Source organism: Mycobacterium paragordonae (genome assembly GCF_003614435.1).
Taxonomy (GTDB): domain Bacteria; phylum Actinomycetota; class Actinomycetes; order Mycobacteriales; family Mycobacteriaceae; genus Mycobacterium; species Mycobacterium paragordonae.
This window is the reverse complement of record NZ_CP025546.1, coordinates 6,501,713-6,526,222: the sequence shown is the minus strand read 5'-3', so window position 1 is coordinate 6,526,222 and position 24,510 is coordinate 6,501,713. Positions and strand designations below refer to the sequence as shown.

Annotated in this window: 26 protein-coding genes and 1 tRNA gene; 17 read left to right on the top strand and 10 right to left on the bottom strand. The window is 65.8% G+C overall.

Annotation, left to right across the window (positions count from 1 at the left end; all coding sequences use genetic code 11):
• From C0J29_RS29285 to C0J29_RS29270, 4 genes are read left to right on the top strand one after another with little or no spacing between them, the layout of a single operon-like run.
• The gene (locus C0J29_RS29285) at positions 1-1,095 is read left to right on the top strand and encodes an ABC transporter ATP-binding protein (protein WP_065162870.1); all 1,095 of its coding nucleotides are present in this window, start codon (positions 1-3) and stop codon (positions 1,093-1,095) included.
• A 10-nt stretch (positions 1,096-1,105) separates the two neighbouring features.
• Positions 1,106-1,774 carry an ABC transporter permease gene (locus C0J29_RS29280; protein WP_065162869.1) on the top strand — a complete coding sequence of 223 codons (669 nt, stop codon included), beginning with the start codon at positions 1,106-1,108 and terminating at the stop codon, positions 1,772-1,774.
• Positions 1,771-2,505 carry an ABC transporter permease gene (locus C0J29_RS29275; RefSeq protein ID WP_065162868.1) on the top strand — a complete coding sequence of 245 codons (735 nt, stop codon included), beginning with the start codon at positions 1,771-1,773 and terminating at the stop codon, positions 2,503-2,505. Before C0J29_RS29280 ends, C0J29_RS29275 begins: the two co-directional genes overlap by 4 nt.
• A gap of 4 nt (positions 2,506-2,509) precedes the next feature.
• Complete coding sequence (locus C0J29_RS29270) at positions 2,510-3,109, top strand: putative glycolipid-binding domain-containing protein (protein WP_120794359.1); 600 nt, start codon at positions 2,510-2,512, stop codon at positions 3,107-3,109.
• On the opposite strand, the gene C0J29_RS29265 is transcribed toward C0J29_RS29270, so the two are convergent.
• Positions 3,072-4,016: a prephenate dehydrogenase gene (locus tag C0J29_RS29265; protein WP_065162867.1), complete on the bottom strand. Its 945-nt coding sequence runs from the start codon at positions 4,014-4,016 to the stop codon at positions 3,072-3,074. The genes C0J29_RS29270 and C0J29_RS29265 overlap by 38 nt on opposite strands.
• Positions 4,017-4,122: 106 nt before the next feature.
• On the opposite strand from C0J29_RS29265, the gene C0J29_RS29260 reads away from it, so the two are divergent.
• The 5 genes from C0J29_RS29260 to C0J29_RS29240 all read left to right on the top strand — a co-directional run bounded on the left by C0J29_RS29260 (position 4,123) and on the right by C0J29_RS29240 (position 6,941).
• Positions 4,123-4,644: a tRNA adenosine deaminase-associated protein gene (locus C0J29_RS29260; RefSeq protein WP_065162866.1), complete on the top strand. Its 522-nt coding sequence runs from the start codon at positions 4,123-4,125 to the stop codon at positions 4,642-4,644.
• A gap of 18 nt (positions 4,645-4,662) precedes the next feature.
• Positions 4,663-5,124, top strand: coding sequence for a nucleoside deaminase (locus C0J29_RS29255; protein ID WP_120794358.1), 462 nt, complete (start codon positions 4,663-4,665; stop codon positions 5,122-5,124).
• Positions 5,125-5,153: 29 nt separating this feature from the next.
• Positions 5,154-5,243: transfer RNA gene (locus C0J29_RS29250), tRNA-Ser, on the top strand.
• 221 nt (positions 5,244-5,464) lie between these two features.
• Positions 5,465-5,863: a hypothetical protein gene (locus tag C0J29_RS29245; protein WP_065045706.1), complete on the top strand. Its 399-nt coding sequence runs from the start codon at positions 5,465-5,467 to the stop codon at positions 5,861-5,863.
• Positions 5,864-6,311: 448 nt separating this feature from the next.
• Positions 6,312-6,941 (top strand): MmpS family transport accessory protein, encoded by a 630-nt coding sequence (locus C0J29_RS29240; RefSeq protein ID WP_120794357.1) that lies wholly within the window; start codon positions 6,312-6,314, stop codon positions 6,939-6,941.
• A gap of 36 nt (positions 6,942-6,977) precedes the next feature.
• Here C0J29_RS29240 and C0J29_RS29235 read toward each other — a convergent pair whose 3' ends face one another.
• Both C0J29_RS29235 and C0J29_RS34115 read right to left on the bottom strand, forming a co-directional pair.
• Positions 6,978-7,502, bottom strand: a complete 525-nt coding sequence (locus tag C0J29_RS29235) for a hemerythrin domain-containing protein (protein ID WP_065045708.1) — start codon at positions 7,500-7,502, stop codon at positions 6,978-6,980.
• Between the two features lie 149 nt (positions 7,503-7,651).
• Positions 7,652-7,828 carry a hypothetical protein gene (locus C0J29_RS34115; protein ID WP_240748847.1) on the bottom strand — a complete coding sequence of 59 codons (177 nt, stop codon included), beginning with the start codon at positions 7,826-7,828 and terminating at the stop codon, positions 7,652-7,654.
• Between the two features lie 61 nt (positions 7,829-7,889).
• On the opposite strand from C0J29_RS34115, the gene C0J29_RS29230 reads away from it, so the two are divergent.
• Positions 7,890-8,546: a PE-PPE domain-containing protein gene (locus tag C0J29_RS29230; protein ID WP_242460578.1), complete on the top strand. Its 657-nt coding sequence runs from the start codon at positions 7,890-7,892 to the stop codon at positions 8,544-8,546.
• Here C0J29_RS29230 and C0J29_RS29225 read toward each other — a convergent pair whose 3' ends face one another.
• The 5 genes from C0J29_RS29225 to C0J29_RS29205 form a co-directional block, all read right to left on the bottom strand.
• The gene (locus C0J29_RS29225; protein ID WP_120794355.1) at positions 8,547-9,683 is read right to left on the bottom strand and encodes a glycoside hydrolase 5 family protein; all 1,137 of its coding nucleotides are present in this window, start codon (positions 9,681-9,683) and stop codon (positions 8,547-8,549) included. It lies immediately after the preceding gene.
• Between the two features lie 106 nt (positions 9,684-9,789).
• On the bottom strand, positions 9,790-10,260 hold the full coding sequence (locus C0J29_RS29220; protein WP_065045710.1) for a TM2 domain-containing protein: 471 nt from the start codon (positions 10,258-10,260) through the stop codon (positions 9,790-9,792).
• A 9-nt stretch (positions 10,261-10,269) separates the two neighbouring features.
• Positions 10,270-10,629: a hypothetical protein gene (locus C0J29_RS29215; protein ID WP_065045711.1), complete on the bottom strand. Its 360-nt coding sequence runs from the start codon at positions 10,627-10,629 to the stop codon at positions 10,270-10,272.
• Between the two features lie 53 nt (positions 10,630-10,682).
• Positions 10,683-11,081 (bottom strand): YbjQ family protein, encoded by a 399-nt coding sequence (locus C0J29_RS29210; protein WP_065045712.1) that lies wholly within the window; start codon positions 11,079-11,081, stop codon positions 10,683-10,685.
• Positions 11,082-11,135: 54 nt separating this feature from the next.
• Entirely contained in the window at positions 11,136-12,029 is an 894-nt protein-coding gene (locus C0J29_RS29205; RefSeq protein ID WP_120794354.1) for a helix-turn-helix domain-containing protein, read from the bottom strand.
• A 52-nt stretch (positions 12,030-12,081) separates the two neighbouring features.
• Here C0J29_RS29205 and C0J29_RS29200 point away from each other — a divergent pair, with 52 nt between their 5' ends.
• From C0J29_RS29200 to C0J29_RS29180, 5 genes are read left to right on the top strand one after another with little or no spacing between them, the layout of a single operon-like run.
• Positions 12,082-13,350, top strand: coding sequence for a sulfotransferase family protein (locus C0J29_RS29200; protein WP_120794353.1), 1,269 nt, complete (start codon positions 12,082-12,084; stop codon positions 13,348-13,350).
• A 26-nt stretch (positions 13,351-13,376) separates the two neighbouring features.
• Positions 13,377-14,618: an MBL fold metallo-hydrolase gene (locus tag C0J29_RS29195; RefSeq protein WP_242460577.1), complete on the top strand. Its 1,242-nt coding sequence runs from the start codon at positions 13,377-13,379 to the stop codon at positions 14,616-14,618.
• Positions 14,615-15,364 carry an SDR family NAD(P)-dependent oxidoreductase gene (locus C0J29_RS29190; RefSeq protein WP_120794352.1) on the top strand — a complete coding sequence of 250 codons (750 nt, stop codon included), beginning with the start codon at positions 14,615-14,617 and terminating at the stop codon, positions 15,362-15,364. The genes C0J29_RS29195 and C0J29_RS29190 overlap by 4 nt, the downstream gene beginning before the upstream one ends.
• A gap of 10 nt (positions 15,365-15,374) precedes the next feature.
• The gene (locus C0J29_RS29185) at positions 15,375-15,842 is read left to right on the top strand and encodes a VOC family protein (protein ID WP_120794351.1); all 468 of its coding nucleotides are present in this window, start codon (positions 15,375-15,377) and stop codon (positions 15,840-15,842) included.
• 6 nt (positions 15,843-15,848) lie between these two features.
• Positions 15,849-16,814 carry an LLM class flavin-dependent oxidoreductase gene (locus C0J29_RS29180; protein WP_120794350.1) on the top strand — a complete coding sequence of 322 codons (966 nt, stop codon included), beginning with the start codon at positions 15,849-15,851 and terminating at the stop codon, positions 16,812-16,814.
• 227 nt (positions 16,815-17,041) lie between these two features.
• Here the strand turns inward: C0J29_RS29180 and C0J29_RS29175 are convergent, their stop codons facing one another.
• Together C0J29_RS29175 and C0J29_RS29170 are read right to left on the bottom strand one after the other, a co-directional pair.
• Positions 17,042-17,446: a hypothetical protein gene (locus tag C0J29_RS29175; protein ID WP_120794349.1), complete on the bottom strand. Its 405-nt coding sequence runs from the start codon at positions 17,444-17,446 to the stop codon at positions 17,042-17,044.
• A gap of 10 nt (positions 17,447-17,456) precedes the next feature.
• Complete coding sequence (locus C0J29_RS29170) at positions 17,457-20,594, bottom strand: ATP-binding protein (RefSeq protein WP_341870244.1); 3,138 nt, start codon at positions 20,592-20,594, stop codon at positions 17,457-17,459.
• A 197-nt stretch (positions 20,595-20,791) separates the two neighbouring features.
• Here C0J29_RS29170 and C0J29_RS29165 point away from each other — a divergent pair, with 197 nt between their 5' ends.
• Together C0J29_RS29165 and C0J29_RS29160 are read left to right on the top strand one after the other, a co-directional pair.
• Positions 20,792-24,055 carry a helix-turn-helix transcriptional regulator gene (locus tag C0J29_RS29165; RefSeq protein ID WP_120795033.1) on the top strand — a complete coding sequence of 1,088 codons (3,264 nt, stop codon included), beginning with the start codon at positions 20,792-20,794 and terminating at the stop codon, positions 24,053-24,055.
• 68 nt (positions 24,056-24,123) lie between these two features.
• Complete coding sequence (locus C0J29_RS29160; protein WP_065045720.1) at positions 24,124-24,510, top strand: DUF2237 family protein; 387 nt, start codon at positions 24,124-24,126, stop codon at positions 24,508-24,510.

Below are 24,510 nucleotides of genomic sequence, written 5' to 3'. Positions count from 1 at the left end.
GTGATCACCTTCGACAACGTCAGCAAGGTATTCGCCGGTGGCGCCACCGCGGTCGACCGGCTCAGTCTTCATGTGCCCGAAGGCAAACTGACCGTATTCGTCGGTTCCTCCGGGTGCGGCAAAACCACCGCGTTGCGCATGATCAACCGGATGGTGGACCCCACCTCGGGAACCGTCACCGTCGACGGCAGAGACGTGTCGACCGTCGATCCGGTGCGGTTGCGCCGTGGCATCGGCTATGTCATCCAGAGCGCGGGTTTGATGCCGCACCAACGGGTTATCGACAACGTCGCGACGGTGCCGGTGCTGCGGGGTCAGTCCCGGCGGGCCGCCCGCGCCGCCGCCTACCAGGTGCTGGAACGGGTCGGACTGAACCCGAAACTCGCATCGCGCTATCCCGCGCAGTTGTCCGGTGGCGAACAACAGCGCGTGGGTGTGGCGCGGGCACTCGCCGCGGATCCGCCGATCCTGTTGATGGACGAGGCGTTCTCCGCCGTCGACCCGGTGGTCCGGCACACCCTGCAGAACGAAATCCTGCGTCTGCAAAGCGAATTGCGCAAGACAATCGTTTTCGTCACCCACGACATCGACGAGGCGTTGCGGCTCGCCGACCGTGTCGCCGTCTTCGGATCGGGCGGTGTCCTGCAGCAGTACGACGAGCCGGCGCGCCTACTCGCGCGCCCGGCCAATGATTTCGTGGCCAGATTCATCGGCCTGGGCCGTGGTTACCGCTGGCTGCAGCTTGTCGACGCGGCCGGACTGCCGCTGCACGAGATCGCGCAGATCCAGGCGGACGACCTGGCGGGTGCCGCATTGCCGGACGGGTGGTCGTTGGTGGTCGATGCTGACGCCACGCCGCGGGGTTGGATCGACGCCGACGGGCTTCGCCGGTACCGGGACGGTCAGCCTCTGGCAGAGGCCATGACGGCGGTGGGTTCGGTTTTCCACACCGACGGCAATCTCAGCCAGGCGCTGGACGCGGCGTTGTCGTCGCCGTCGTCGGTGGGTGTCGCCGTGGACCGGACGGAGAAGGTCATCGGCGGCGTTCTGGCCTCCGATGTGCTGGCCGCGGCGCAAGCGCGCAGACGGGTTTAGGGCGGCGCCGATGCACTACCTGTTGACGCATCTGAGCACCGCATGGGCGCTGACCGTTATTCACCTGCGCCTGTCGCTGATACCGGTGGCGATCGGGCTGGCCATCGCGGTGCCGCTCGGTCTGCTGGTGCAGCGCGCTCCGCTGCTTCGCCGGGTGACAACGGCGACGGCCAGCGTGATCTTCACCATCCCATCGCTGGCGTTGTTCGTCGTACTGCCGCTGATCATCGGAACCCGGATCCTCGACGAGGCCAACGTGATCGTCGCGCTCAGCGCCTACACCACCGCACTCATGGTCCGGGCGGTCCTCGAAGCCCTGGACGCGGTACCGGGGCAACTGCGCGACGCGGCCATCGCGATCGGCTATGGGCCCCTGGCCCGGATGCTGAAAGTTGAACTGCCGCTGTCTATTCCGGTGCTCGTCGCCGGACTGCGGGTGGTCGTCGTGACCAATATCGCGATGGTGTCGGTCGGTTCGGTGATCGGCATCGGCGGCCTCGGCAGCTGGTTCACCGCGGGGTTCCAGACGAACAAGAGTGACCAGATCGTCGCCGGCATCATCGCGATGTTCGCGCTGGCGGTCGTCATCGACACGCTGCTCAGCGTGGCCGGCCGGCTGGCCACGCCCTGGGAGCACGGGCGGCGGATCCGGTCGCCGATCGTGGGCGGCGCCCGGTGAACTTCATCGCACAGGCGTTGTCCTACCTGACCACCGCGAGCAACTGGACCGGTCCCGCCGGTCTGGCGGCGCGCACCTGCGAGCACCTGGAATACACCGCGCTCGCCGTGCTGGCCTCGGCCGCCATCGCCATCCCGGTCGGCATGGTGATCGGGCACACCGGCCGCGGTCAACTGTTGGTGGTGGGCGCGGTCAACGGACTGCGCGCGCTGCCGACGCTGGGGGTGCTGCTGCTCGGGGTGCTGCTGTACGGGCTGGGACTGGGACCGCCGATCGTGGCGCTGATGTTGCTCGGCATCCCTTCATTGCTGGCGGGCACCTATGCGGGGATCGCCAATGTCGACCCACTGGTCGTTGACGCGGCGCGCGCTGTCGGCATGGCCGAACACCAGGTGCTGCTTCGGGTCGAGGTGCCCAACGCGCTGCCGCTGATCCTGGGCGGCCTGCGGAGCGCGACGCTGCAGGTGGTCGCGACCGCGACGGTAGCCGCGTACGCGAGTCTGGGTGGACTCGGCCGGTATCTGATCGACGGCATCAAAGAACGGCAGTTTCACATCGCGTTGGTCGGTGCGCTGATGGTCGCGGTGTTGGCGCTGGCCCTGGACGGACTGATGGCGCTGGCGGTGTGGACTTCGGCACCCGGCAGCGGGCGGCTGAGCAGGCGCAATCGTGGCTGTGATGCGGCAGTTGGGGACAAACACGCCACGGTTGACCAACACGTCCTACGGTAGAGACGTGACCGCAGCCCCCTCTGATCCGACTCCTAGCGCCTGGCCGCAGATGCTGACCTGGCGCGCGCAGGACATTTCGCGCATGGAATCTGTACGAATCCAGTTGTCAGGCAAGAGAATAAAGGCGAACGGTCGCATCGTGGCCGCGGCCACCGCAACCAATCCCGCCTTCGGCGCCTTCTACGAATTGCAGACGGACGAGAAGGGTGCCACCAAGCGGTTCGGGCTGACCGTCTCGCTTGCCGAGCGGGAACGCCAGCTCGCCATCGCACGTGACGAAGAGAACATGTGGTTGATCACCGACCACCAGGGGGAGCGACGCTCGGCATACAACGGCGCCCTGGACGTCGACCTGGTGTTCAGCCCGTTCTTCAACGCACTGCCGATCCGCCGGCTGGGCATCCACGAGCGGGCGGATTCGGTCGTGCTGCCGATGGTCTATGTGAATGTGCCGGAGATGACGGTCGACGCCGCCACCGTGAGCTACACCAGCGAGGGCCGGCTGGACGCGATCAAGCTGCGGTCGCCGGTGGCCGACACGACGGTGGTCGTGGACGCCGACGGGTTCATCGTTGACTATCCAGGGTTGGCAGAGCGGATCTGATCACGCCGCCGGCCCGGCCGGCCGCGGCCAGCTGCTGACGCCAGCCGTCCGCGCCGACGACCACGGTGACGATGTCGGAGCGGGGGAAGCTTTCGTACCGCGTGCGTGCCGCGTGACCCTCATCGACCAGATCGGCCACCGAGCCGTTGTGTGCCAGCGACTCGCGGGCGCGGCCCAGCAACTCGATGATCCGGTCGGTGGCGGGCGTCAGCTGGCTGGTGTTGGCCTCGCACATCGCGCGGACCAGGTCCGGCGCGGTGCCCGCGACCCGGGTGGCGTCCCGGAACGAGCCGGCAGCCAGCGCGAACGCCAGCGGAACCTCGGCGGCGGTGATCGCCAGCGCTTCGGCCAGCAGGTGCGGTAGGTGCGATATCGCCGCCGCCGCGGCGTCGTGTTCGTCGGACTTGGCGGGCACCACCACGGCGCCGCAGTCCAGGGCTAGCTCCGTCACCATGGACCACACGTGAGGGTCGACGTGGTCGTCCACGCTGACCACCCAGGGCGCCCGGTTGAACAAGCCGCCGTGGCCGGCCGTCCAGCCCGAATGCGCGGTGCCGGTCATCGGATGTCCCCCGACGAAGCGCGGCAGCAGGCCGGCCGCGACGACCTCGTCGAGCACCGCCTGCTTCACGCTGGTGACGTCGGTCAAAGGACAGTCCGGGGCCGATTCGCCGATATGAGCCAGCATGTTGGGCAGGGCCGGCATCGGCACGGCCAGCACGATCAGGGCGTCGCTCACGGCGGCCCGGGCCAGGGTCTCGTTGAGGTCGGTGGAGGCGTCGAACCCGTCGGACCGGGCGCCGCGGGCGCCCTCCACCGAGCGGTTGTAGCCGAATACTTCACGGCCCGCCCCGGCAGCAGCCCGCATGATCGAACCACCGATCAGACCCAGCCCCAGAACGCACACCGGTGTCTTCCCCACAGACCAAGGTTGGCACAGTTCGACCGGCAACGGACCGCGAGGGATGGCTTCATCTGGCCACCGGCCAGGTCAGGGACTAGCGTAGGCGGCCATGGGAGCACAACGGGCTTCAGCAGCAGGCCCGTCCACGGACATCCCCGACGGCTTCGGCGTCGCGGTCGTGCGCGAAGAGGGCAAGTGGCGCTGTGCGCCGCTGGGCTCGAAAGCGCTGACCAGTTTGTCGGCCGCCGAGACCGAACTGCGGGAGCTGCGAAGTTCCGGCGCCGTATTCGGGTTGTTGGACGTCGACGATGAATTCTTTGTCATCGTGCGTCCGGCGCCATCCGGGACCCGGTTGCTGCTCTCCGACGCCACCGCCGCGCTGGATTACGACATCGCCGCCGAGGTGCTGGACAGCCTGGACGCCGAAATCGATCCCGAAGACCTCGAGGACGCCGAACCGTTCGAAGAGGGTGACCTGGGGTTGCTGTCCGACATCGGGCTACCCGAAGCGGTGCTGGGGGTCATCCTCGACGAGACCGACCTCTATGCCGACGAGCAACTCGGTCGCATCGCCCGCGAGATGGGGTTCGCCGAACAATTGTCGGCGGTGATCGACCGCCTCGGTCGGTAAGCGCCGTAGGCGCATTACGTGACAGCGTCTGACGAAGATCTGATCCGCGCCGCGTTGGCGGTCGCCGGGACCGCCGGACCTCGCGATGTGCCGATCGGGGCCGTCGTTGCCGGACCCGACGGCACCTTGCTGGCTCGGGCGGTCAATGCCCGCGAAGCCGACGGCGATCCCACCGCCCACGCGGAGATCCTGGCATTGCGCGCGGCCGCCCGGGAGCTGGGCGACGGGTGGCGACTGGAGGGCGCGACGCTGGCGGTCACCGTCGAACCGTGCACTATGTGCGCCGGGGCGTTGGTGCTGGCCCGGGTGGCGCGGCTGGTGTTCGGCGCTTGGGAACCCAAGACGGGTGCGGTCGGCTCGCTATGGGATGTAGTGCGGGATCGCCGGCTGAATCATCGGCCGGAAGTTCGCGGCGGCGTGCTGGCCGCGGAGTGCGCCGCGCCGCTGGAGGAGTTCTTCGCCCGGCAGCGATTGGGGTGAGGGGCGGGTGGTTGGGTAAGCTGCTCGGCGGTGGCGTGTCCGAGCGGCCTAAGGAGCACGCCTCGAAAGCGTGTGACGGCTAAAACCGTCCGAGGGTTCAAATCCCTCCGCCACCGCCAACTTTGCCGGCAGGAACCGCTGGTGAAGTCTCACTTTCGGTCGTCGAACTATTGGTGCGCCGCCGCTATCTCTGTGTAGTTGCCAGGACCGCTATGCCTGCGCATTTAAATCTACTTAATCCGTCATCTCGGCTCCGTGCTGAACCGATGTAATTCGTCGAACGCAAGAATTTCGCAAACCGCCGGAGCTAATCTCACCCCGACAGAGAAAGGAACCAACCATGAGCACTCCTCTCAAATTGAAGAGAATCATTGGCGGGGCATTGCTGTCGGGCGGCCTCGCGGTATCCGGCCTGGGTATGGCCGCGGGTATCGCTGCGGCTCATCCCGGTCCTGTTCCGCAGTATCCCGGCCCGTTCGCCACTGACGACAACGGTTGGGGCCCGCCGCATCATTGGTGCCCGGGGGATCCCCTACCGGCGACCGGCAATCACATCACCGACCCGTTTCGCGGGTGGGACATGAACGTGTGTCACACCTATTACTACCTCTGGAGCGGGATGGGCAATGTGTCCAATATGATCTGGGACGGGGATAACCCGCCACCGCATCCGCCTCCTCCGGTCGGCCTTTATTGCGAGCCCAATCTCACCAATTGCCGCATCGGAGACCATCCGTAAATCAGGTATGCAGAAACCCCGGCCACCGGCCGGGGTTTTCTCATGAACGCTTATCGAAGTAGGCCTCCGCGTCCCCATCGCTGAACTTCGGGCACGGAATCGTCACCAGACCCATGACGATCGGGGTCATGGCCTCCGAAACATTCAAGGCCCCACCGGCGGGACGATATCTTTCAATCTGCCATCGACAGACTAGGTGACACGCTAGGTCGTGACGCGGAGTCTTCGCCCGTCTCGTCGAAATATCAACCGCCCCAAAGACTTTGACGCGCAACGCATGACGCCCGCTGGGCCCTTCGCCCGAACATCGGTGGGCCCTTCCAAGATTTGCGCAAGAATCGCGCAAACTCCCGAAGCTAACTTCAGCCTGAAGCCAACAACGGGTCGATCCTGAAGTCGATCGGCCCCCGTCAATCGGGTCCGAAGTAGATCCCGGGGAGGAAAGTCCATGTCAACCACACGTTTATCGATACCGCCGCTGCTGATGTGCGCCGCCACCGCCTTCATCACCGTCGCAGTGCCGGCGCCCGCCCAGGCTGCCCCGGACACGTGCATTTCGGGTTACGTATGGCGCGAAGCCCGGCCCAGTGACCACGTCTGCGTCACGCCCGCGGTGCGCACCCGCACCCAACAGGAAAATGCCAACCCCACCAACCACCGGTCGCCCAACGGCGGCGCCTACGGTCCGAACACCTGCGTCAACGGTTACGTCTGGCGCGAGGCATTCGACGGCGACACCATCTGCGTGACTCCCGACGAGCGCTCAGCAACGTTGGCGGACAACGCAGCTGCTGCATCCCGGGTCGCAACGCCACAGTCCCCCGCGGGTGGGAATGTGGTGTTCGAGGCGTTCGGGCCTGGCGACGTCTACTCCGTCGTCACCGACCCCGACACCGGTCTGTACAGCAATGCGCCACTTCCCTTCAAGCGCACCATCACCGTCGGCGCCGACGTCACGATGCTGCAGGTAGTCGCCACCGGCAAGCAATCCAACCCCGGATGCCGCATCACCCTCGATGGCAAGGTGGTGGCCGAGAAACCGGTCGGTGGAGACGCGCACTGCATCTACACACGCTGACAATCCGCAGAAACCCCGGCCACCGGCCGGGGTTTCTCATGAATGCTTATCGATATAGGCGTCCGCGTCCTTATCGCGATTGTCGACCCCTTTGGTCGCTTCGCGTTCGGCGTGAAACCGCAACCATTGCATGGCCAGCTCATTGCGGAGCTCCAGCGAGGCGCTCTTGATGAAGTCCGGCATCGCTTCGCGTTCTTCTTCGTCGAGGTGTTTGCCGTTCTGCTCGCGGGCCTCGTGGACGGCCTCGAACCACTCGGTGCTGCCCGGCTCGAGCCCGCGTGACCGACGGACCGCATCACGAATCGCGTTGTGGTCGGTGATCGCGTCTTCGGTTTCGTCCTCCGGGTCACCCTCGGGATTGCTCGGATGGTCATGGCCGCCGTGCTTGAGCAGTGCCGGGTAAAACACCGCCTCCTCGGCCTCGGCATGAACGTCGAGGCGGGCGCCGAGGGCATTCCAGATGGCGACGAGATCCTCGTTCGATGCCGCGTCGTCAAGCCGGAAGAACTGACGCCTGATCCAGTCGTGATCGGCGTAGATGAGGTCGATGATGTCCGCCATCGTCAGCGCAACCTCATGGACACGATGATCCCCTCTCGTTGAGTCTCGAACGCAACTAGGGTGTTCACCCGCGGAGCGTCTGCCAAACCGGAATTGTCGGCCGGTACCCTCACCAGATCGCGACCCCGCATCATTCTTGTCTCGATTTATCAACCGCCGCAATAATTTTGACGTTGGCGATGATATATATGCCCGCATGGGGTGGCGCCGGTGAGACGCTTGTTGACGTCAATCGCCTTGGCATCAATAGTCGTTGCCGGCGCAATCACGCCGGTAACGGCCAGCGCCGCAGACGAACCCGTCGCCGCCACGGTATTGACGATCAACCCCGCCTTTCTCCCGTTACCGTCCAATTGGTTACGTGGCGAGCTATTTGCGGCCCCGAACGTGAAAGTCAAAGTCCCCTATACGAATCTGCCCAATGCCTATTTCGTCCATCAGGGATCGGACGCGCTCAACCAGCTCCTGCACTCCACGCCCGGCCGCAAGATCGTCCTCGGTCACAGCGAAGGCGCGCAGGTGGAAGACGATTGGCTGCGCCGGTACGGCCCGGGCAGCGACATCGATCCCGCGACGGTGACGTTCGTTCTCACCGGTGATCCGGAGACCAAGTACGGCGGCTGCACCACCGTTCCCAACAGCGGATGCTCCGCGGCGTATGGCGGACGGGGATTTCCGGCCGACACCCGATACACGGTCAAAGTCCTGATCCGCCAATACGATTTCTGGGCGGACTGCCCGGCCGACCTGTCGAATTCCTTCGCGCTGTTCAATCGGGTGGCATCAAACTTCGTCGCCGGCAGGGGAGAATTGAGGGGCCCGCACCTGGATTACAGCAATCTCAGTCTGACCGATTCGGGGAACAAGTCGTACGTGGAGGGCAACGCCACCTACATTCTCGGAGCGCCGGCCACGTATTACCTGCCCATGGTCACCTGGCGGATCGAATCGGCCGAGAACAAGAGACTCCACGACCAGCAGTGGCGCCCCATCGTCGAATCCGCCTACCACCGTCCGATGGGGACGATCGATCCACCCGCCTGATCACTCGCGGTCCTGCCCGGACGCGAGCTTGCGGATCGTCTGCAGCTCGCCGTCCGCGAACGGCCGACCGTCGGGCTGCAGCAGGTCGGCGAACCATTGCTTGGGCACCGCGGTCGCCGGGTGGTCCCACGAACTCCACGGGAAGTAGGTCTGGGTCTTGCCGGCGACCAGTCCCCAGTTGAGCGCACCGACGTTGTGCCGCCGGGCGATCGGCAGGATGCCTTCCACCGTGCTGCCCAGTGACCGGGCCAGATATTCGGTGCAGATGATGGGGCGCCCGAGCGGCGCCAGTTCACCGATGCGGCCCTCGAACTCGGACGGTGGTGCATAGCTGTGGAACGTGATCACGTCGGCGTTGTCGAGCTGGATGCCGGCGATGGCGCTGCGCGCCCCGGGATCTCCCCAATTGCCCTGCCACACACCACTTGTCAGTGGTTGTACCGGATCCACCGCGCGTGCCCAGCGGAACACCTGGGGGAGCAGGGCCCCGACCCGGTCCAGCTTGTCCTTGCGCTCGACCTTGCGGTACTCGCGGGCCGGATTGTCGGGTTCGTTCCACAGGTCCCAACCCAGCACGCGGTCGTCGTTGCGGAACTGGCTCAACACTCCGGTGACGTATTCCTGCATGACGCCGACGTAGCGCGCGTCGTCGATGTGTTCGGCGCCCGGACCCTGCACCCACCCGGAATTGTGCACCCCGGGTTTGGGGGCGCGCTGGCGACCCAGCCGCGGGAACGGGTCCCAGCAGGAGTCGAACAGCACGAACAGCGGCTTGATGCCGTGACGTGCGGCGATACCGACGAACTGCGCCAGCCGGGTCTGGAAACCCTGGCGGTCGGCAGCCCACAGCTGGTCATGCAGGAACACCCGCACCGTGTTGAACCCGTGGAACCGCGCCGCACCCAGCTCGTTGTCGATGCGCCGCGGGTCATAGGTGCCGCCCTGGAACATCTCGAGCTGATTGATCGCCGTCGAGGTGACGTAGTTGACGCCGACCAGCCAGCCCTGGGCTTGGTACCAGTTGTGCGCGCGGTCGGCCGGCCAGCGGCCCGCCTCGGCGGACGCGCGTGGCGTCCGGCTCAGTGCTGTGGCGGCCGCCAGCGCCAGCGGCAGCTTCAGAGCGGTTCGGCGTTGCACCCAGCGACGGTAAGTTCGGAACCCGGCGCACGCCGCGCGGCATACCGGACCGCGACCCTTTGAGGGTGGAAATTGTTATCCCGCTGTCACTTTCGGGATCGCGTTGTCAACGCAGCTTGCGGCCGTAGCTGTCGGTGACGCTCCCGGTGAAGATCATGATCGCGTCGACGAAGCCCCAGATGGTGACGCCGAGGAGCACCGGCAAGCCGATGATGCAGAAGACCGTGAAGAGCAGGCCGGACAGGCCGAGGCACAGCTGAATCACCGCGATCTGGGTCGAGTCCAGATAGAAACGTCCGACGCCGAACGCCCCGAAAAACAGCTGAAGCAGTCCGGCGGTGGTGGAGGACTTGTCCGACAGTGGCATCCCGGTGGCCGGGTCGCGTCCGAACGGCGCCTGCGGATCGGCGGCGTAGCCCGGGTAGCCGGGATACTGCGGGACCGGCGGCCCCGGCTGGTACTGGGGCGGAACAGGCTGGCCCTGCGGGTACTGCGGTTGAGGCGGCTGGTAGCCGTAGGGCTGCTGGCCCCAGGGCGGCTGCTGCTCGGGGTTTCCCGGGTAGTTCGGTGTTCCCATCGGCTCTAGCTAACCACTGACGATCAGCGGAAGCGAGATCATGCCCGCCCCGCCGGTGACGACCAGAACCCAGCGGCCGTTGACGGGCAGCGTTACCTCGATCGGGAAAATCGCGAAACCGAGTTCGGCGGTGGTGGCGGCTTCGGGCAACTCGAACTCGATGTTCAGCGGCTCGTCATCGGTCGGGGGACGGATTTCGACGTCGACTCGCCGCTCCGGACTGCCGGTCTCCGACTGGGTCAGCACCACGAGCAGGAACTGAGCCAGCCGGTCTTCTTCGACAGCGAATCGCAGCAGCACTCCGCCCGAGACGTTGAGTTTGTTGTCCGTCGCCGAAGCGGCTTCGGCCAAAAAGGCCCCGACTATCACTGGCTGAAACTACCGCTGCGACCTGAGAGAAGCACGGCCGAGGGGCTACCTGGTTACTGCTGAGGTTGCGGCTGAGGCTGCGGCGCGCCGCCGCCGTATCCCAGCTGCGACGCGGTGTAGCGCGCGCCATCGGTCACCGGCACCGCCTGCACCGCCGTCCCGTAGGCGCAGATCTCGGTCCAGACATCTCCGAGCTCGGTCGTGTCGAAGCGCATCGCGATGATGACATTGCCACCCTTGGCGCGCGCCTCGTTGATCAGCCGGGCCATCGCCTCATTGCGGCTCTCGGCCAGGTTCTTGGTCATGCCCTGCAACTCACCACCGAACATCGACTTGAAGCCGGCACCGAACTGCGCGAACGCATTTCGGGACCGCACGGTAAGTCCGAAGACTTCACCGCAGACGCGCTGGATTTCCCAACCGGGGATGTCATTGGTAGTGACGACGAGCACCGTAGCGGCCTTTCCTGTAGACGGGATGACGCGATTCCCGCTGCAGGGTACCGCTCACCGGGGCTGGGTGAGGTGCTGCCCGATGTTTCGAGCCGCAGCGCGGACCTGCTCGCCGAGGCGCCTGACTTCGACGCCGCTGAGTTCGGCGAACGGCGCGGCGCTGACCGACATGGTGACGAGGCCGTCTGCATCGAAGACGGGCGCCGAAATGGTGGCGATACTGTGCGTTGCGTTCTCGGTGAGTTCGGAGGAGAGCACATCGATCACCGTCAGGTCGGCGAATGCCCGCGCCAGTCGCGCGGTGATGGCGTCTGGTTCACCGTCAGCGCCGAGCGCCCGAAGCGCCGTGTACACGCGCACGTACTCGCGGCTGAGTCTTTCGATGACATAACCGCGTTCCCGGATCTCATTGAGTACCGTCGACATTCGGCGTGCCAGCTCAGTCGACGGCTTGCCCACGCCTTCGAGCCACGCGCGTTGGGCACTGGAGGAGCCCCACGCGACGTAGTCACGGCCGAAAGGTGCGACCAGGGGCATGCGCAGCCGCCGATCGATCCGCATTCCCGACGGTGATTCGCCCGCGTTGTCGATCACGACCAGGCTGTTCTGGTCGCGTCGAGCCAAAAACGCCTGTGCAGAGGCAGATTCAGCGAGGTCCCGCAGAATTCCGTGGTAGATGCGCTCGTCGGCCGTCCCGGTGAGGGCCGCCATGCCAGGACCCCGAGAGTAGGCGCCGGCCGCGTCGCGCACCAACCAGTGGTGGCCGGCCAAGGTGGTGACGATGGCGTGCCCGGTGGCGCGGCTGATCCCTAACTCGCGGGTGATCTCGGCCAGGGAGAAGCTGCGGCCGGGTTTCGATCCCACCAGTTCCATGATGGCGATCACACGCTCTGTCGGAGGAGACGCGGGTTGACGATCCGGCGTGCCCGCATCTACCGTAGCTGTCATATTTTCGAATACTATAGCGAATATTCGACATCGCAAGTATTGGAGGTGATGGGTGGAAGCGGCCACGGGATCCGCTGATTTCGTCGACTTCGACGATCTGACGTCGCCCCGGTTGACCGACGTCCAGCGCCAGATCCTGGAATTCACCGAGAGCCGCCCCGTCGAGTTCGACATCGACAAGATGCTTGCCGAGGCCAGAGACCGCGCGGGTGCCGGGGACCTCGACGACACGGACGGCTTCACGGATCGGCTGACGGCTCACGTCGCTGCGATCGAGCATGATGACGGGTTGCGGCAGCTCTCCCGGTCCACGTTGCGGCAACGGGTCGTGCGGCTGTTGCGCAACCGGTTGTCGCTGACGGATCTGATCAAGCGCTATCCCGAGATCGAGTCGATCCCGATCGAGCGACCGATCATCGTCGTCGGAATGCCGCGCTCGGGCACCACACACCTGGTGAACCTCATCGCCGCCGACCCGCGCCGGCGCGCGCTGCCCTACTGGGAGAGTCAGGATCCGATCCCCGCCCCCGGTGAGGGGCCCGACACCTTCGGTGTGGATCCGCGGTACACGCGGTGCAAGCAGGAGCACGACGCGCTGATGGTCAGCGCCCCCGTGGTCGCCGCCATGCACGACCGCTTCCCGGAGGCCATCGAGGAAGAAGTCGAGATCCTCGACCTGGATCTCGCCTCTTACGTGCTGGAATGGCATGCGCGCGTCCCGGATTGGCGCGACTACTACCTGACCCTGGATCAGTACCGGCACTACAGGTACTTACGGAAAGTCCTGCAGGCTTTGACGTTTCTGCGCGGCCCGCGCACCTGGGTGCTCAAAAGCCCGCAGCATTGCGAGCAACTCGGCCCGTTGATGGCCACCTTCCCCGACGCCACCGTCGCCTTCACCCACCGCGATCCGGTGGCGGTGATCCAGTCCGCGATCACCATGATGGCCTACTCCGATCGGCTGCGCCGGACCAGCATCGACCCCGGTTGGCTGTTGGACTACTGGAGCGACCGCGTGCACCGGTTGCTCAGTGCGTGCGTGCGCGACCGCGACCTGGTGCCGGCCGAACGCAGCATCGACATCAGCTTCCATGAGCTCAACGGCAGCGAAATGTCCCTGCTGACCGACCTTTACCGGCGTGCCGGCACGGAACTGACTGACAAGGTGCAGCGGCAGTTCCAGAAATACCTGGACGGCAACCCGCGCGGCAAGCACGGCCGGATCCGTTACGACCTGCGGCGCCACTTCGGCATCTCGCCCGAGGAACTCCGCGCGCGATTCGACTTCTACTTCAACAGGTTCGACGTCCGCGCCGAATGAAGGAGACGCCGAATGAAGGAGACACGATGACATCCGAACCGGTGTACCGAAGCCGCCCGGGCGCGGACGCGATGCGCCCGGCATCCGCCGACCGCGCCGAGCAGATCGCCCCCGGACTCTGGTGCTCCCCGGGATTGTCGAACGCCTATCTGCTCACGACCGACGAAGGCCGGGTGATCATCAACACCGGGATGGGCTTCGAGGGCCCGGTGCACCGGGCCAACTTCGACGCCGTCGACGATTCACCGGTGCGCTACATCATCTTCACCCAGGGTCACGTCGACCACGTCGGCGGCCTGGACAGCGTCCGCGACCCCGACACTACCGTTGTCGCACAAGCGAATTGGAAGCTGTGGCGGGACGACAACGAACGCCTCATCCCGTACCGCGCCAGTCGCAGCGCGTTCGCCTTCAAAGACACGCTCGCCACTGGCATCCAGGCGATCCAGCAGCGGCTGGGCACCAGAAAGCTGCCCGGACAGAGTGTTCCCGCCGTCGACCTCGATTTCGACGACACGCTGACCCTGCAGGTGGGTAGCCGCCGGCTGGAACTCATCTCGGTGCCCGGGGGAGAGACCACCGATTCGCTGGTGGTGTGGCTGCCGGACGAGCGAATCTGCCTGTGCGGAAACACTTTCGGGCCGATCTTCGGACACGTCCCCAACCTGGTCACCATCCGCGGCGACCGGTACCGCGACGCGTTGACGGCGATCGCGTCGGTGGATCGGGTGCGGCAGCTGCAACCGGAGTTGTTGGTCACCGGTCACTTCGACCCGATCGCCGGCGCCGAGCGTATCGACTCCGAACTGACCCGGCTGCGCAACGCGATTCAGTACATCCACGATCAGACGGTGGCCGGCATGAACACCGGCAAGGACGTCGGCTCGTTGATGCGTGAGATCGCGCTGCCCGCGGAACTCGAAGTGGGCCAGGGCTACGGCAAGGTCGCCTGGGACGTGCGGGCCATCTGGGAGAACTATTCCGGTTGGTTTCACCACCGCTCGACCACCGAGCTCTATCCGGTCGGGCTCGACGAAGTGGCGGCCGACATCGTCGAACTCGCCGGTGCCGACGCGCTCGTCGACCGCGCCCGGGCCCACCTGTGCGCGGGCCGCCCGCTGCACGCCATCCATCTCGCCGAACTGGTCACCCGTGAGCACCCGGGCGCGCGTGAAGTGCTCAGAGAAGCCCACGAAGACCTGCTGGCAGGCAGTGAGAACTTCTGGGAAATGGCCTGGCTCAAACAACAGATTGCGAGCAACTCATGACCGCACGGGTCTCCTTCGACTTCACCGGGACAACGGCCTTGATCACCGGTGGTACCAGCGGAATAGGCCACGCGATCGCCACCCTGTTCCGGGATGCCGGTGCGCGGGTCACGATCACCGGAACCAAGGCCGACGCAGGCGAATACGACACCGACCTGTCCGGCATGACCTATCACCAATTGCAGATCACCGACCCAGCTTCGGTGGACGCGCTGACGCAACGATTCACCGACCTCGACGTGCTGGTGAACAATGCCGGTGCGAATTTTCCAGGGGGACTCGACGAATCGAAGCCGGACGGGTTCGAGGCTTCGGTCGGGCTGAACCTGACCGGCCCGTACCGGCTGACGGTCGGGCTGCGCCGCGCGCTGCAGGCGTCGAGCGCGAGCGGTGGCGCCAGCGTGGTGAACCTGGCCTCCATGTCCGCCCTGCGGGCCGTCCCGCTGGTCCCCGGTTATGGTGCGGCAAAGGCCGGAATCATCTGTGTGACAAGAAATCTCGCGGTGAAGTGGGCCGCGCGCGGGATTCGGGTGAACGCGGTGGCGCCGGGCGCCGTCGAGACTCCGATGACCGCACCGATGCTTTCGGTGGCCGAACTCGTGGACACCGAGTTGGCGCATATCCCGCTGCAGCGCTTCGGCAGGGTCGGCGAGATCGCACCCACGGTAGCCTTCTTGTGCACCGAACAAAGCAGTTACACCACCGGTGCGGTGTTCGTCGTCGACGGCGCATCCGACTGCATCTGAGGACGGGAATATGGCACTCGCACTTCGAGCCGAGGACCTCTACCACACCGGCATCGTGGTGCCCGACCTCGACGCCGCGATGGCCCGGTTAACCGCGCTGGCCGGCTACCGCTGGATCAAACCGATGTGCTTCACGCTGCCCTTCCGCACTGCCACGGGCACCCGTGAACTGACCTCGAACTTCGTCTACTCCGTGCAGAGCCCGTACTTGGAACTGATCCAGGAGACACCGGGGACACCGTGGGTGGCGGCACCAGGAAACGCCGTCCACCACCTGGGCTACTTCGTCGACGACCTCGCCGAGACGGGGAAGGCATTGGAAGACAACGGGTTCACTCTCGAAATGACCGCCGACGTGGCCGACTCGACGCTGGCGATGTTCGCCTACTACGTAGACGCCGGTGGCACGCGCATCGAGATCGTGGACCGCGCCTTATTTCCCGACTTTCCCGCCTTCCTGCAGTCCATGGCGCAGTAGCCGAACATGATCCTGACGGTGCTGAGGTTCAATTTCGGTTCCCCGCAAGGCAATCCGCGCAAGCAGAGCGAATTGCTCAACGCGGCAATGGAGCTGGTGGAGTTCGGCGAGTCGCGTGGGATCACCACGGTCAGCGTCGACGAACACCACGCGACCGGACACGGCTGGAGTTGCAACCCGATCATGGCCGCGTCCATGTTCCTGGCGCGAACCTCCACCATGATCGCCAGCGTGGACTGCGCGCTGGGTCCGCTGTGGCATCCGGTCCGCCTCGCCGAGGACATCGCGCTGGTCGACAACATGAGTCGCGGCCGGCTGCACACCACGGTGGGTCTGGGTTACCGCACAGTCGAATTCGATTCACTCGGAGTGGACTTCACGCGGCGCGGCAAGCTGATGGACGCTCTGGTCGAGCGAATGCTCGCTGTCTGGTCCGGTGGCGAAGACGGTATCTGCACGGGAACTTGGACCAGGCCGCATCCGCCGTTGTATGTGGGCGGCGGCTCGCGCGCCACGGCGCGGCGCGCGGCGCGGTTCGGGCTTCCGCTCAGCCTGGCCGACCACCTGCCCGACGTCGCGGCCCACTATCGCGAATTGTGCGCCGAAGCCGGCGTCAAACCGTTCGTCGTCATGCCCGGGCCGGTCAACCGCGGAATGATCTACCTGCATGAGGACCCTGACCGGGCCTGGGCCGAGTTGGGCGAGCACATCCTCTGGGAAGCGGTCACCTATGGCGGCTGGTCCGCCGACGAACGCTCTCTGATGCACCTGCCCGGAGTTCAGACGATCGAGGAGGTCAAGGCGTCCGGGCGGTACCGGTTCCTGACGCCCGATCAGCTGATCGCCGAGGTCCGGGCCGCCGATTACTACGGCCCGATCGTGCTGCACCCGCTGGTCGGCGGAATGCCCGTCGACGAGGCGTGGAAATCGGTGCAGCTGCTGACCGACGTGGTGCTACCCGCCCTGGCCTGAGTTTTTGGCGGCCTCTGGTGCCGCGAGCGCCCGCGTGTTGCCGGGGACACGCCGCGGCGGGTGGCATTTTGGGGTCGCTCGCGCGGGAGGGGGCTGGGGTGCCGAGGGCCCACTGCCGCGAGCGCCCGCGTGTTGCCGGGGACACGCCGCGGGGGGTGGCATTTTGGGGTCGCTCGCGCCGGAGAAACCTGAACCGTGGCAGCCCGGGCGTCGCGAGCGCCCGAAAGTCAGAGCCCGAAGGCCGGCCCCTGCTGCTGCTGCGGCGGCGCAAACTCGGTCACCAGCACCGGAAGCGAGATCGCTCCGGTGCCACCGGTCACCACCAACACCCAGCGGCCGTCACTGGGCAGCCGCAGCTGCAGCTCGAAGAACGCGAACCCCGGGAATTCGGCGACCGAGGCTTCCGGCACCTCGAACTCCAGGCGGATCGGTTCGTCGTCGTTGGGCGGCCGCATCTCGATCTTGACCATCCGATCGGTGTTGCCCGGCTCTGCCTGAGTGAGCACCACCAGCACGAACCTGGCCGAGCGGTCGGGCCCCAGCGCGAATCGGGACAGCACCCCACCGGACACGTTGAGCTTGTTGTCGACGACGGCGGCCGCATCGGCCAGGAAAGCGCCCGTAAGTATCACGTCGCTGAACCTAGCCCATCTGCGCGGCCCACTGCATGTGCCCCTCGAAGCCCAGGGATTGCGCCCACGCGCGGTAGCGATCCCGGAGATCAAAGTACTGGCTGTCCGTGTCGCGCACCTTGGCGACCATGGCGCGCAGCCTCAGCACCATCAGGTCGCGTGCAACCCAATCGTCTCCAGGTAGGGCGGCGATCCGATCGACGACGTCCTGCGCCTCGATCAAATCGCCGTCGGATCCCCGACCCAGCAACACCTCTATCAGAAATCCAGCCATGCCTGTTGCGTAGACAAGCTGGCCTTTCTGCAGCATGTCGGTGAATGAATGCCGCATCTGGGGAAGACCCCCCTCGGCATCACCCGTACGAGCCTGCTCGTATGCCGGCAGAAATTCGATCGGAGATACTTCTGACAAGGGGAACCGGAGCTCGCGGCACATGTCGCGTACCTCGGCGATCAACTGCAAGCGCCGCTGCAGGTCTGCGTCATCCCCGCGACACACGAGCATGGAGCCCATGACGTACTTGATGCTGCCCAGTACGGTGTCGTCACCCGACGCCTCCGCCACCCGTAGCGCGTGTTCGAGGTGGCTCACAACGTCGTCACTGACCAGTTGAACTCCGTTGAGGATGCCGGTGCCGAAGACCCACGCGGTGACGAAGCCCAATGTCTGCGGGTCGGCATCGCAAGCCATCTCCAACGCTGCGGCGAAGTCATCGCGCCAGCCTGCATGGCCAAACCACCATCGGGCAGAGCCTCGGATAGCCAGCGCCGTCGGCAGGGGAGAACCGGCGATCATGATGCCCTTGACCGGATCTCCCGCTGCCCAGTCGATCGTTGTCTGAGCCCAGCGCAGTGCTTCCGCCATCTCTCCGTGCTGCGCCTTGATCGCGATTGCACTGAAGCCCGCCCCCATCATCAGCCCTGGATCCCCAATGGACTCGATCAGCGCCATCTGTTTAGACGCAAGCTCCAACGCCTCCTGCATGCGGGCGTGCCGGGCGTGTTCTGCCACCACGCCGGTCATCGCGATGGCAACGGATGTTTTGTCCCCGGCTTCGTCGCACAGCGCACACAGTTCCTGGAATGTCCCGCCGGCCGGCTGAGGTGTGCCGCGCCACGAGGTGGCGCACAGCATGGTGCGCGGCGCAATTCGCATCGCGAGCCGGTTCGGGTACTCGGCGGGCAGGGAGTCGGCGACTGCGCGGGCCCGGTCCCAACTGACCCGGGCCGCGGCGATTTCCCGATTGATAGACCAGTTAGCGGCGCGCATATGCCACGCGTATGCCGCAATCAGATCGCCGGCGGCTTCGACGTGTTCGGCGATCAGAGCGGCGTTCGCATCGGCCGACGCGGGTTCGCGCGTTTCGATGGCAGCAGCCAGTCGCTGGTGTAGTTGCGCCCGAGCCGATTTCAGTTGTGACTCGTAGGCAACCGCACGAATCATCGGATGACGAAAGGCATATTCGGTGTGTGGCGTGAACCGAACCTGATCGATCAACTCCGCCCCGAGCAACTCGTCGACGGCTGGAGTGATCCCGAGTGCATTGAGCAGGTCGGGGGTGAACCGGGACCCGATCACGGCCGCGGCGTTGATGGTCTGCTTCGCGTCGGTGCCGAGCCGGTCGATCCGTGCCGCGATGGCCGCCTGCAGGGTGGCGGGGACGCTGATCTCACCCACCGCGATGTCGCAGGTGTATTGGCCGCGTTCACCTTTGAGAACGCCGCGTCCGGCAAGTTCGTGCACCATTTCCTGTGCGAAGAAGGGGTTGCCTGCAGCTCGTTCGGCAACCAGACCGGCGATCGCCTGTACTGACACATCGACGCCCAGCAGCTCGGTTAACAGTGTCCCCACCTCGGAACTGCTCAGCGGCGCCAGCGAAAGCGTCTGTGCACCAGCCAAATTGCCTAACGGCCCCCGGTACTCGGGGCGATAGGTGAGCAGCACCACCGAATGGGTCTGCGGAATGACGCTCATCAGGTCGACGAACATGGACTCGCTGACGGCGTCGATCCAGTGCACGTCCTCGACGACATACAGTGCCGGTGTCGAGGTGGACAGGGACATCGAATTGATGAGCGCGGTCAGCCGCCGCCGCCGCGCATCCGGAGCGATGCCGGGCACCGCCGAGTCGGGATCACGAATCCCCATCAAGTCGTAAAGCAACAGGAGATCGTCGGTTCCGGCATCGGAGAACTGATCGGATACCCGCGCCCGCGCGGTCTCCTCGTCTAAATCGGCTATCCCGACCGCGTTGCGAAAGAGCCGTGCGACCGCGTGAAAAGGCACGTCGGTGGTGTGGGACTCGCAGAACGTGGAGAAGACCTCGACCCCGCGCACACGGGCCAGTGCCGCCGCTTCGTATACCAGCCGGCTCTTACCGATTCCCGCCGGACCAGCGACGCCGACCACGCATCCCTGCCCCGCGATCGCTCGATCCAGGACGGCGCCGACCGCACCGAGTTCCCATTGGCGACCCACCAGTGCTGTGTCCGACCGGCCTGGGCCGGCCCGCACCGAGACGGCTAGCAACAACTGGGCCGGCAGCGCATCCGCACTGCCTTTGACGCGGACGAGTTGCCGTTCACCGAGCACAGTCGCGGCTGCCACCAGTCGGGCGGTGGATTCGCTCAGCATCACGCCGCCGGGTGGTGCCACCGACTCCATTCGCTGAGCCATGCCGACCTGATCGCCGATCGCCGTGTAACCGAAAGCGTCCGAGCCGATCTCGCCGGCAATGACCTGGCCGGAATTCAGCCCACCCGCAATTGCAGGTTCACGGCGTCTCGTCGCTGAACCTCGGCCCCGAGCCGGTTTGCCTCGTCCTGGATATCCAGAGCCGTGAGGCAGGCGCGCACCGCGTGGTCTTCGAGCGCGGCCGGGGCGCCGAACATCGCCATGATTCCGTCGCCGGTGAATTTGTCCACCGTGCCGCCGTAATGCTGCACCACTGCGGCCGCGCGGCCGACGAGTTCCGCCATGATCTCGCGCATTCGTTCCGGGCCAACCGCCGTCGCGATGTCCATCGAATGCACGACGTCGGCGAACAACACGGTGACTTGCTTGTATTCGGCCACGCTGTCGGTCGGGGCCAGCGGCGCTCCGCAACCGTGGCAGAAGCGGGCCTCCGTCAGAAGCTCGGTCCCACACATACGGCACGCCGCTACAGCCGCCATTTGAGTAAGAATAGGGCCTTGAACAGGCCTTGAACACACACTATGCACCGATGCCGCCATTCTCACGTACGTATGGCGGCTGCAGCACTATCGGCAATTTGGCCGATGTTTCGCGCTACGCGTCACCAGATGCTGGTTAGCATGAGCCAAATCGACTGGAGCGACGTGGGCATGAGCGAACTGCCGACCGGAACGGTGACGTTGCTGCTGGCGGACGTCGAGGGCTCAACCCGGCTGTGGGAGAGCCAGCCGGAGGAGATGACCGCCGGCGTGGCGCGCCTGGATCAGGTGCTGGCCGAACTCGTTGCCGCCCACGGGGGAGTCCGCCCCGTCGAGCAGGGTGAGGGTGACAGCTTCGTCATCGCTTTCGCCTGCGCCTCCGACGCGGTGGCCTGCGCGCTTGATCTGCAGCGGGCACCGCTGGCCCCCCTGCGGTTACGCGTCGGACTCCACACCGGCGAGGTGAAGCTCAGAGACGAGGGCAACTACATCGGCCCGACGATCAATCGCACTGCCCGACTGCGGGACCTGGCGCACGGCGGGCAGACCGTGTTGTCGGGCGCGACCGAACTGATGGTGGTCGATCAACTCCCGTCCGACGTGTCGCTGACCGACCTGGGCACCCACCCGTTGCGGGATCTACCCCGTCCCGAGCGCGTGTTGCAACTGTGTCATCCCGACCTGTGCAACGAGTTCCCGCCGCTGCGTACGCCCAAAGCCGCTGCCGTGCATAATCTTCCGGCCCAGCTCACCACTTTCGTGGGACGGCAAGCGGAGATCGCCGACCTTCGCGAAGCGTTGACAAGCAATCGCCTGGTCACCCTCACCGGTGCCGGTGGTGCGGGCAAAACCCGCCTGGCGGTGCAGGTCGCTGCGGCGCTGGCCGAGCAGTTCGCTGACGGAATCTGCTATGTCGATCTGGCGCCGATCACCCATCCGGTCGTGGTGCCCGTCACCGCGGCCCGAGCGTTGGGTCTGTCCGACCAACCCGGCCGTTCGACGCTGGACACGTTGCAGCAGCATCTGCGCGACCGCCACATGCTGCTGCTGCTCGACAATTGCGAACACCTCCTCGACTCCTCCGCCGCGATGGTGGCCGCGCTTTTAGGCGCAGCGCCACGGTTGACGGTGCTGGCCACCAGCCGTGAGCCGCTCGGCGTGACCGGCGAAGCGGCTTGGCAGGTGCCTTCCCTGTCGCTGTCCGACGAGGCAGTTGAGTTGTTCGCCGATCGTGCCCGTTTGGCCCGGTCCGGCTTCGCCATCGACGAGGACAACTGTGGCGCGGTGGCCGAGATCTGCCTGCGCCTGGACGGCATGCCACTGGCGATCGAGTTGGCGGCAGCGCGAGTGCGTAGCCTGTCGCTGACCGAGATCGTCGACAGCCTGCACGACCGCTTTCGGCTGTTGACTGGTGGCTCTCGTATCGCGGTGCGACGACAGCAGACCCTGCGCGCATCGGTGGATTGGTCGCATACCTTGCTGACCGATACCGAGCGCGTGCTGTTCCGCCGGCTCGCCGTGTTCCTGGGCGGCTTCGATCTAGATGCCGCCCAAGCGGTCACCGGCGCCGACGGCGTAGAGCGCTATCAGGTCCTGGACCAACTCACCCTGCTCGTCGACAAGTCGCTGGTGGTAGCCGAAAACAACGGGGGTGCAACGAGATACCGGTTGCTGGAAACGGTGCGCCAATATGCGCTGGAGAAACTCGGTGAGTCAGGTGAGGCCGACGCCGTTCATTCCCGGCATTGCGACTATTACACCTCGATGGCGGCGCTGCTGGACGCTCCGGCGCGCACCGACTACATGCAGCGCATCAAGCAGGTCGAACTGGAGATGGACAACCTGCGCAGCGCTTTGGGATGGAATCTGGAGAGCTCCGATACCGGCCGCGCCTTATCGCTGGCGTCGTCGCTGCAACCGCTATGGATGGCGCGTGGACGCCTGATGGAAGGCCGGGCATGGTTCGATACCGTTGCCGCTCAGAGGGATCTGGACGACCTCGACGTACCCGCGCCAGTGCTTGCCCGGGCCCTGGCCGACACGGCGCTGCTGAATATGTGGGTCGTCGACGGCTTTCATCGGGCCGAGCGCGCGCTGGCGATCGCCCGTCAACTTGACGACCCGGTCCTGCTGGCGCGAACCTTGACCGCCCTCGGCTTTATCGCGGGGGCCGGCTACAACGGCGAAACGGCGCAGAAGTATCACTCCGAGGCAATGGTCTACGCCCGCGATCTGGATGATCGATGGAGCCTGAGCCAGATTCTCGCCTGGCAGGCCAACACCTGGGTCAACATGGGCAACGCGATCGAGGCCCGCGCGGCGGCTGCGGAAGGACTCGAGATCGCCGACGCGATCGGTGACCGGCCCAACTCGCGGATGTGTCAATTCTGCCTCGGCTGGGCGCACACGTTCGAAGGTGAACTGACGGGAGCCGTTGCGGCATTGCGCGGCCTGAGTGCCGAGTGCGAAGCCGAACACGACGAGATGCTCAAACCACTCGCCCGGATGGGCGTGAGTATCGTACTGGCATATCAGGGTGAGCTCGATGCGGCGCGCACAGCGGCCGCCGGGGCCTTTGAGATCTCGTCCGGGCTGGACGACTACTTCCAGGGATTGGGCCACGCGGCGTCGGCCACCGCCGCGCTGGCCGCCGGCGACGTCAGCGCCGCACATGACGCCAGCGAGCGAGCCTGGAGACACTTCCATATAGCGGTGCCCCGGTCCGCTACGTCGCAACGCGCCTTCAATGCTGTCGAGGTGGCGCTGGCGGAAGGTGACCTCCTGGTGGCGCGCCGTTGGGCCGACGAATCCGTTTCAGTGGCGTCGGGCTGGCATCTTGTGACGGCTCTGTTGGCCCGAGCCCGCGTCGCCCTTGCGGAGGACGACAGGTCAGGTGCCGAGCAGGACACACAAGATGCGCTCGCCTGCGCGGCCAGCACGAAGGCCTATCAACCGCTGGCCGGCATCCTTGAATGCGTTGCCGACCTCGCGCGAGACGGCGACACTCAGCGAGCCGCCCGGCTCTTCGGCGCGGCCGAGGCGTTCCGGCGGCGAACGGGCATGGTGCGGTTCAAGGTTCATCAAGCCGGTTACGAGTCCTCGGTCGCGGCACTGCGCGAAGTGATGGACGAGGCGGACTTCGACGCAGCCTGGGCCGAGGGCACCGCGTTGTCCACCGATGAGGCGATCGCCTATGCGCGGCGCGGCCGCGGTGAGCGGAGACGACCGAGCAGCGGGTGGGCCGCCCTGACACCCGCGGAGCACGAGGTCGTGCGCCTGGTCTGCGACGGTCTGGCCAGTAAGGACATCGCCACGCGGCTGTTCATCTCACCGCGGACGGTGCAAGCTCACCTCGCGCACGTCTACACCAAACTCGGCGTCAATTCGCGCGTCCAGCTGGTCCAGGAGGCATCCCGTCGCTCCGCAGACCGCTGACCGCGGTCGTATGCCGAGAAGGCGCAGAATGTCTGCGCTTTGATGGAGCAACGCGCAATACTGAGCCCATGCCTGAACGCAACGTGCTGGGTGGCCCGTTGGAACCTTGTGGCACCGAGCCGGTCACCGGCTTCTACCGCGACGGCTGTTGTTCGACCGGCGACGAGGACCGCGGACTGCACACCATCTGCGCCGTCGTGACCGCCGAGTTCCTCGAGCACCAACGGTCGATCGGCAACGACTTGTCGACGCCCGTGCCCGAGTTCCGGTTTCCCGGGCTGCTACCGGGTGACCGCTGGTGCGTCACCGCGCGCAACTGGCTGCGGGCCCACAACGACGGGTGCGCCGCACCGGTGGTGCTGGCCTGCACTCACGAACGCACCCTCGATGTGGTGCCACTCGAGGTCCTGCAAGAACACGCGGTGGACGTACCGGACGATCTGGCCAACCTCTGA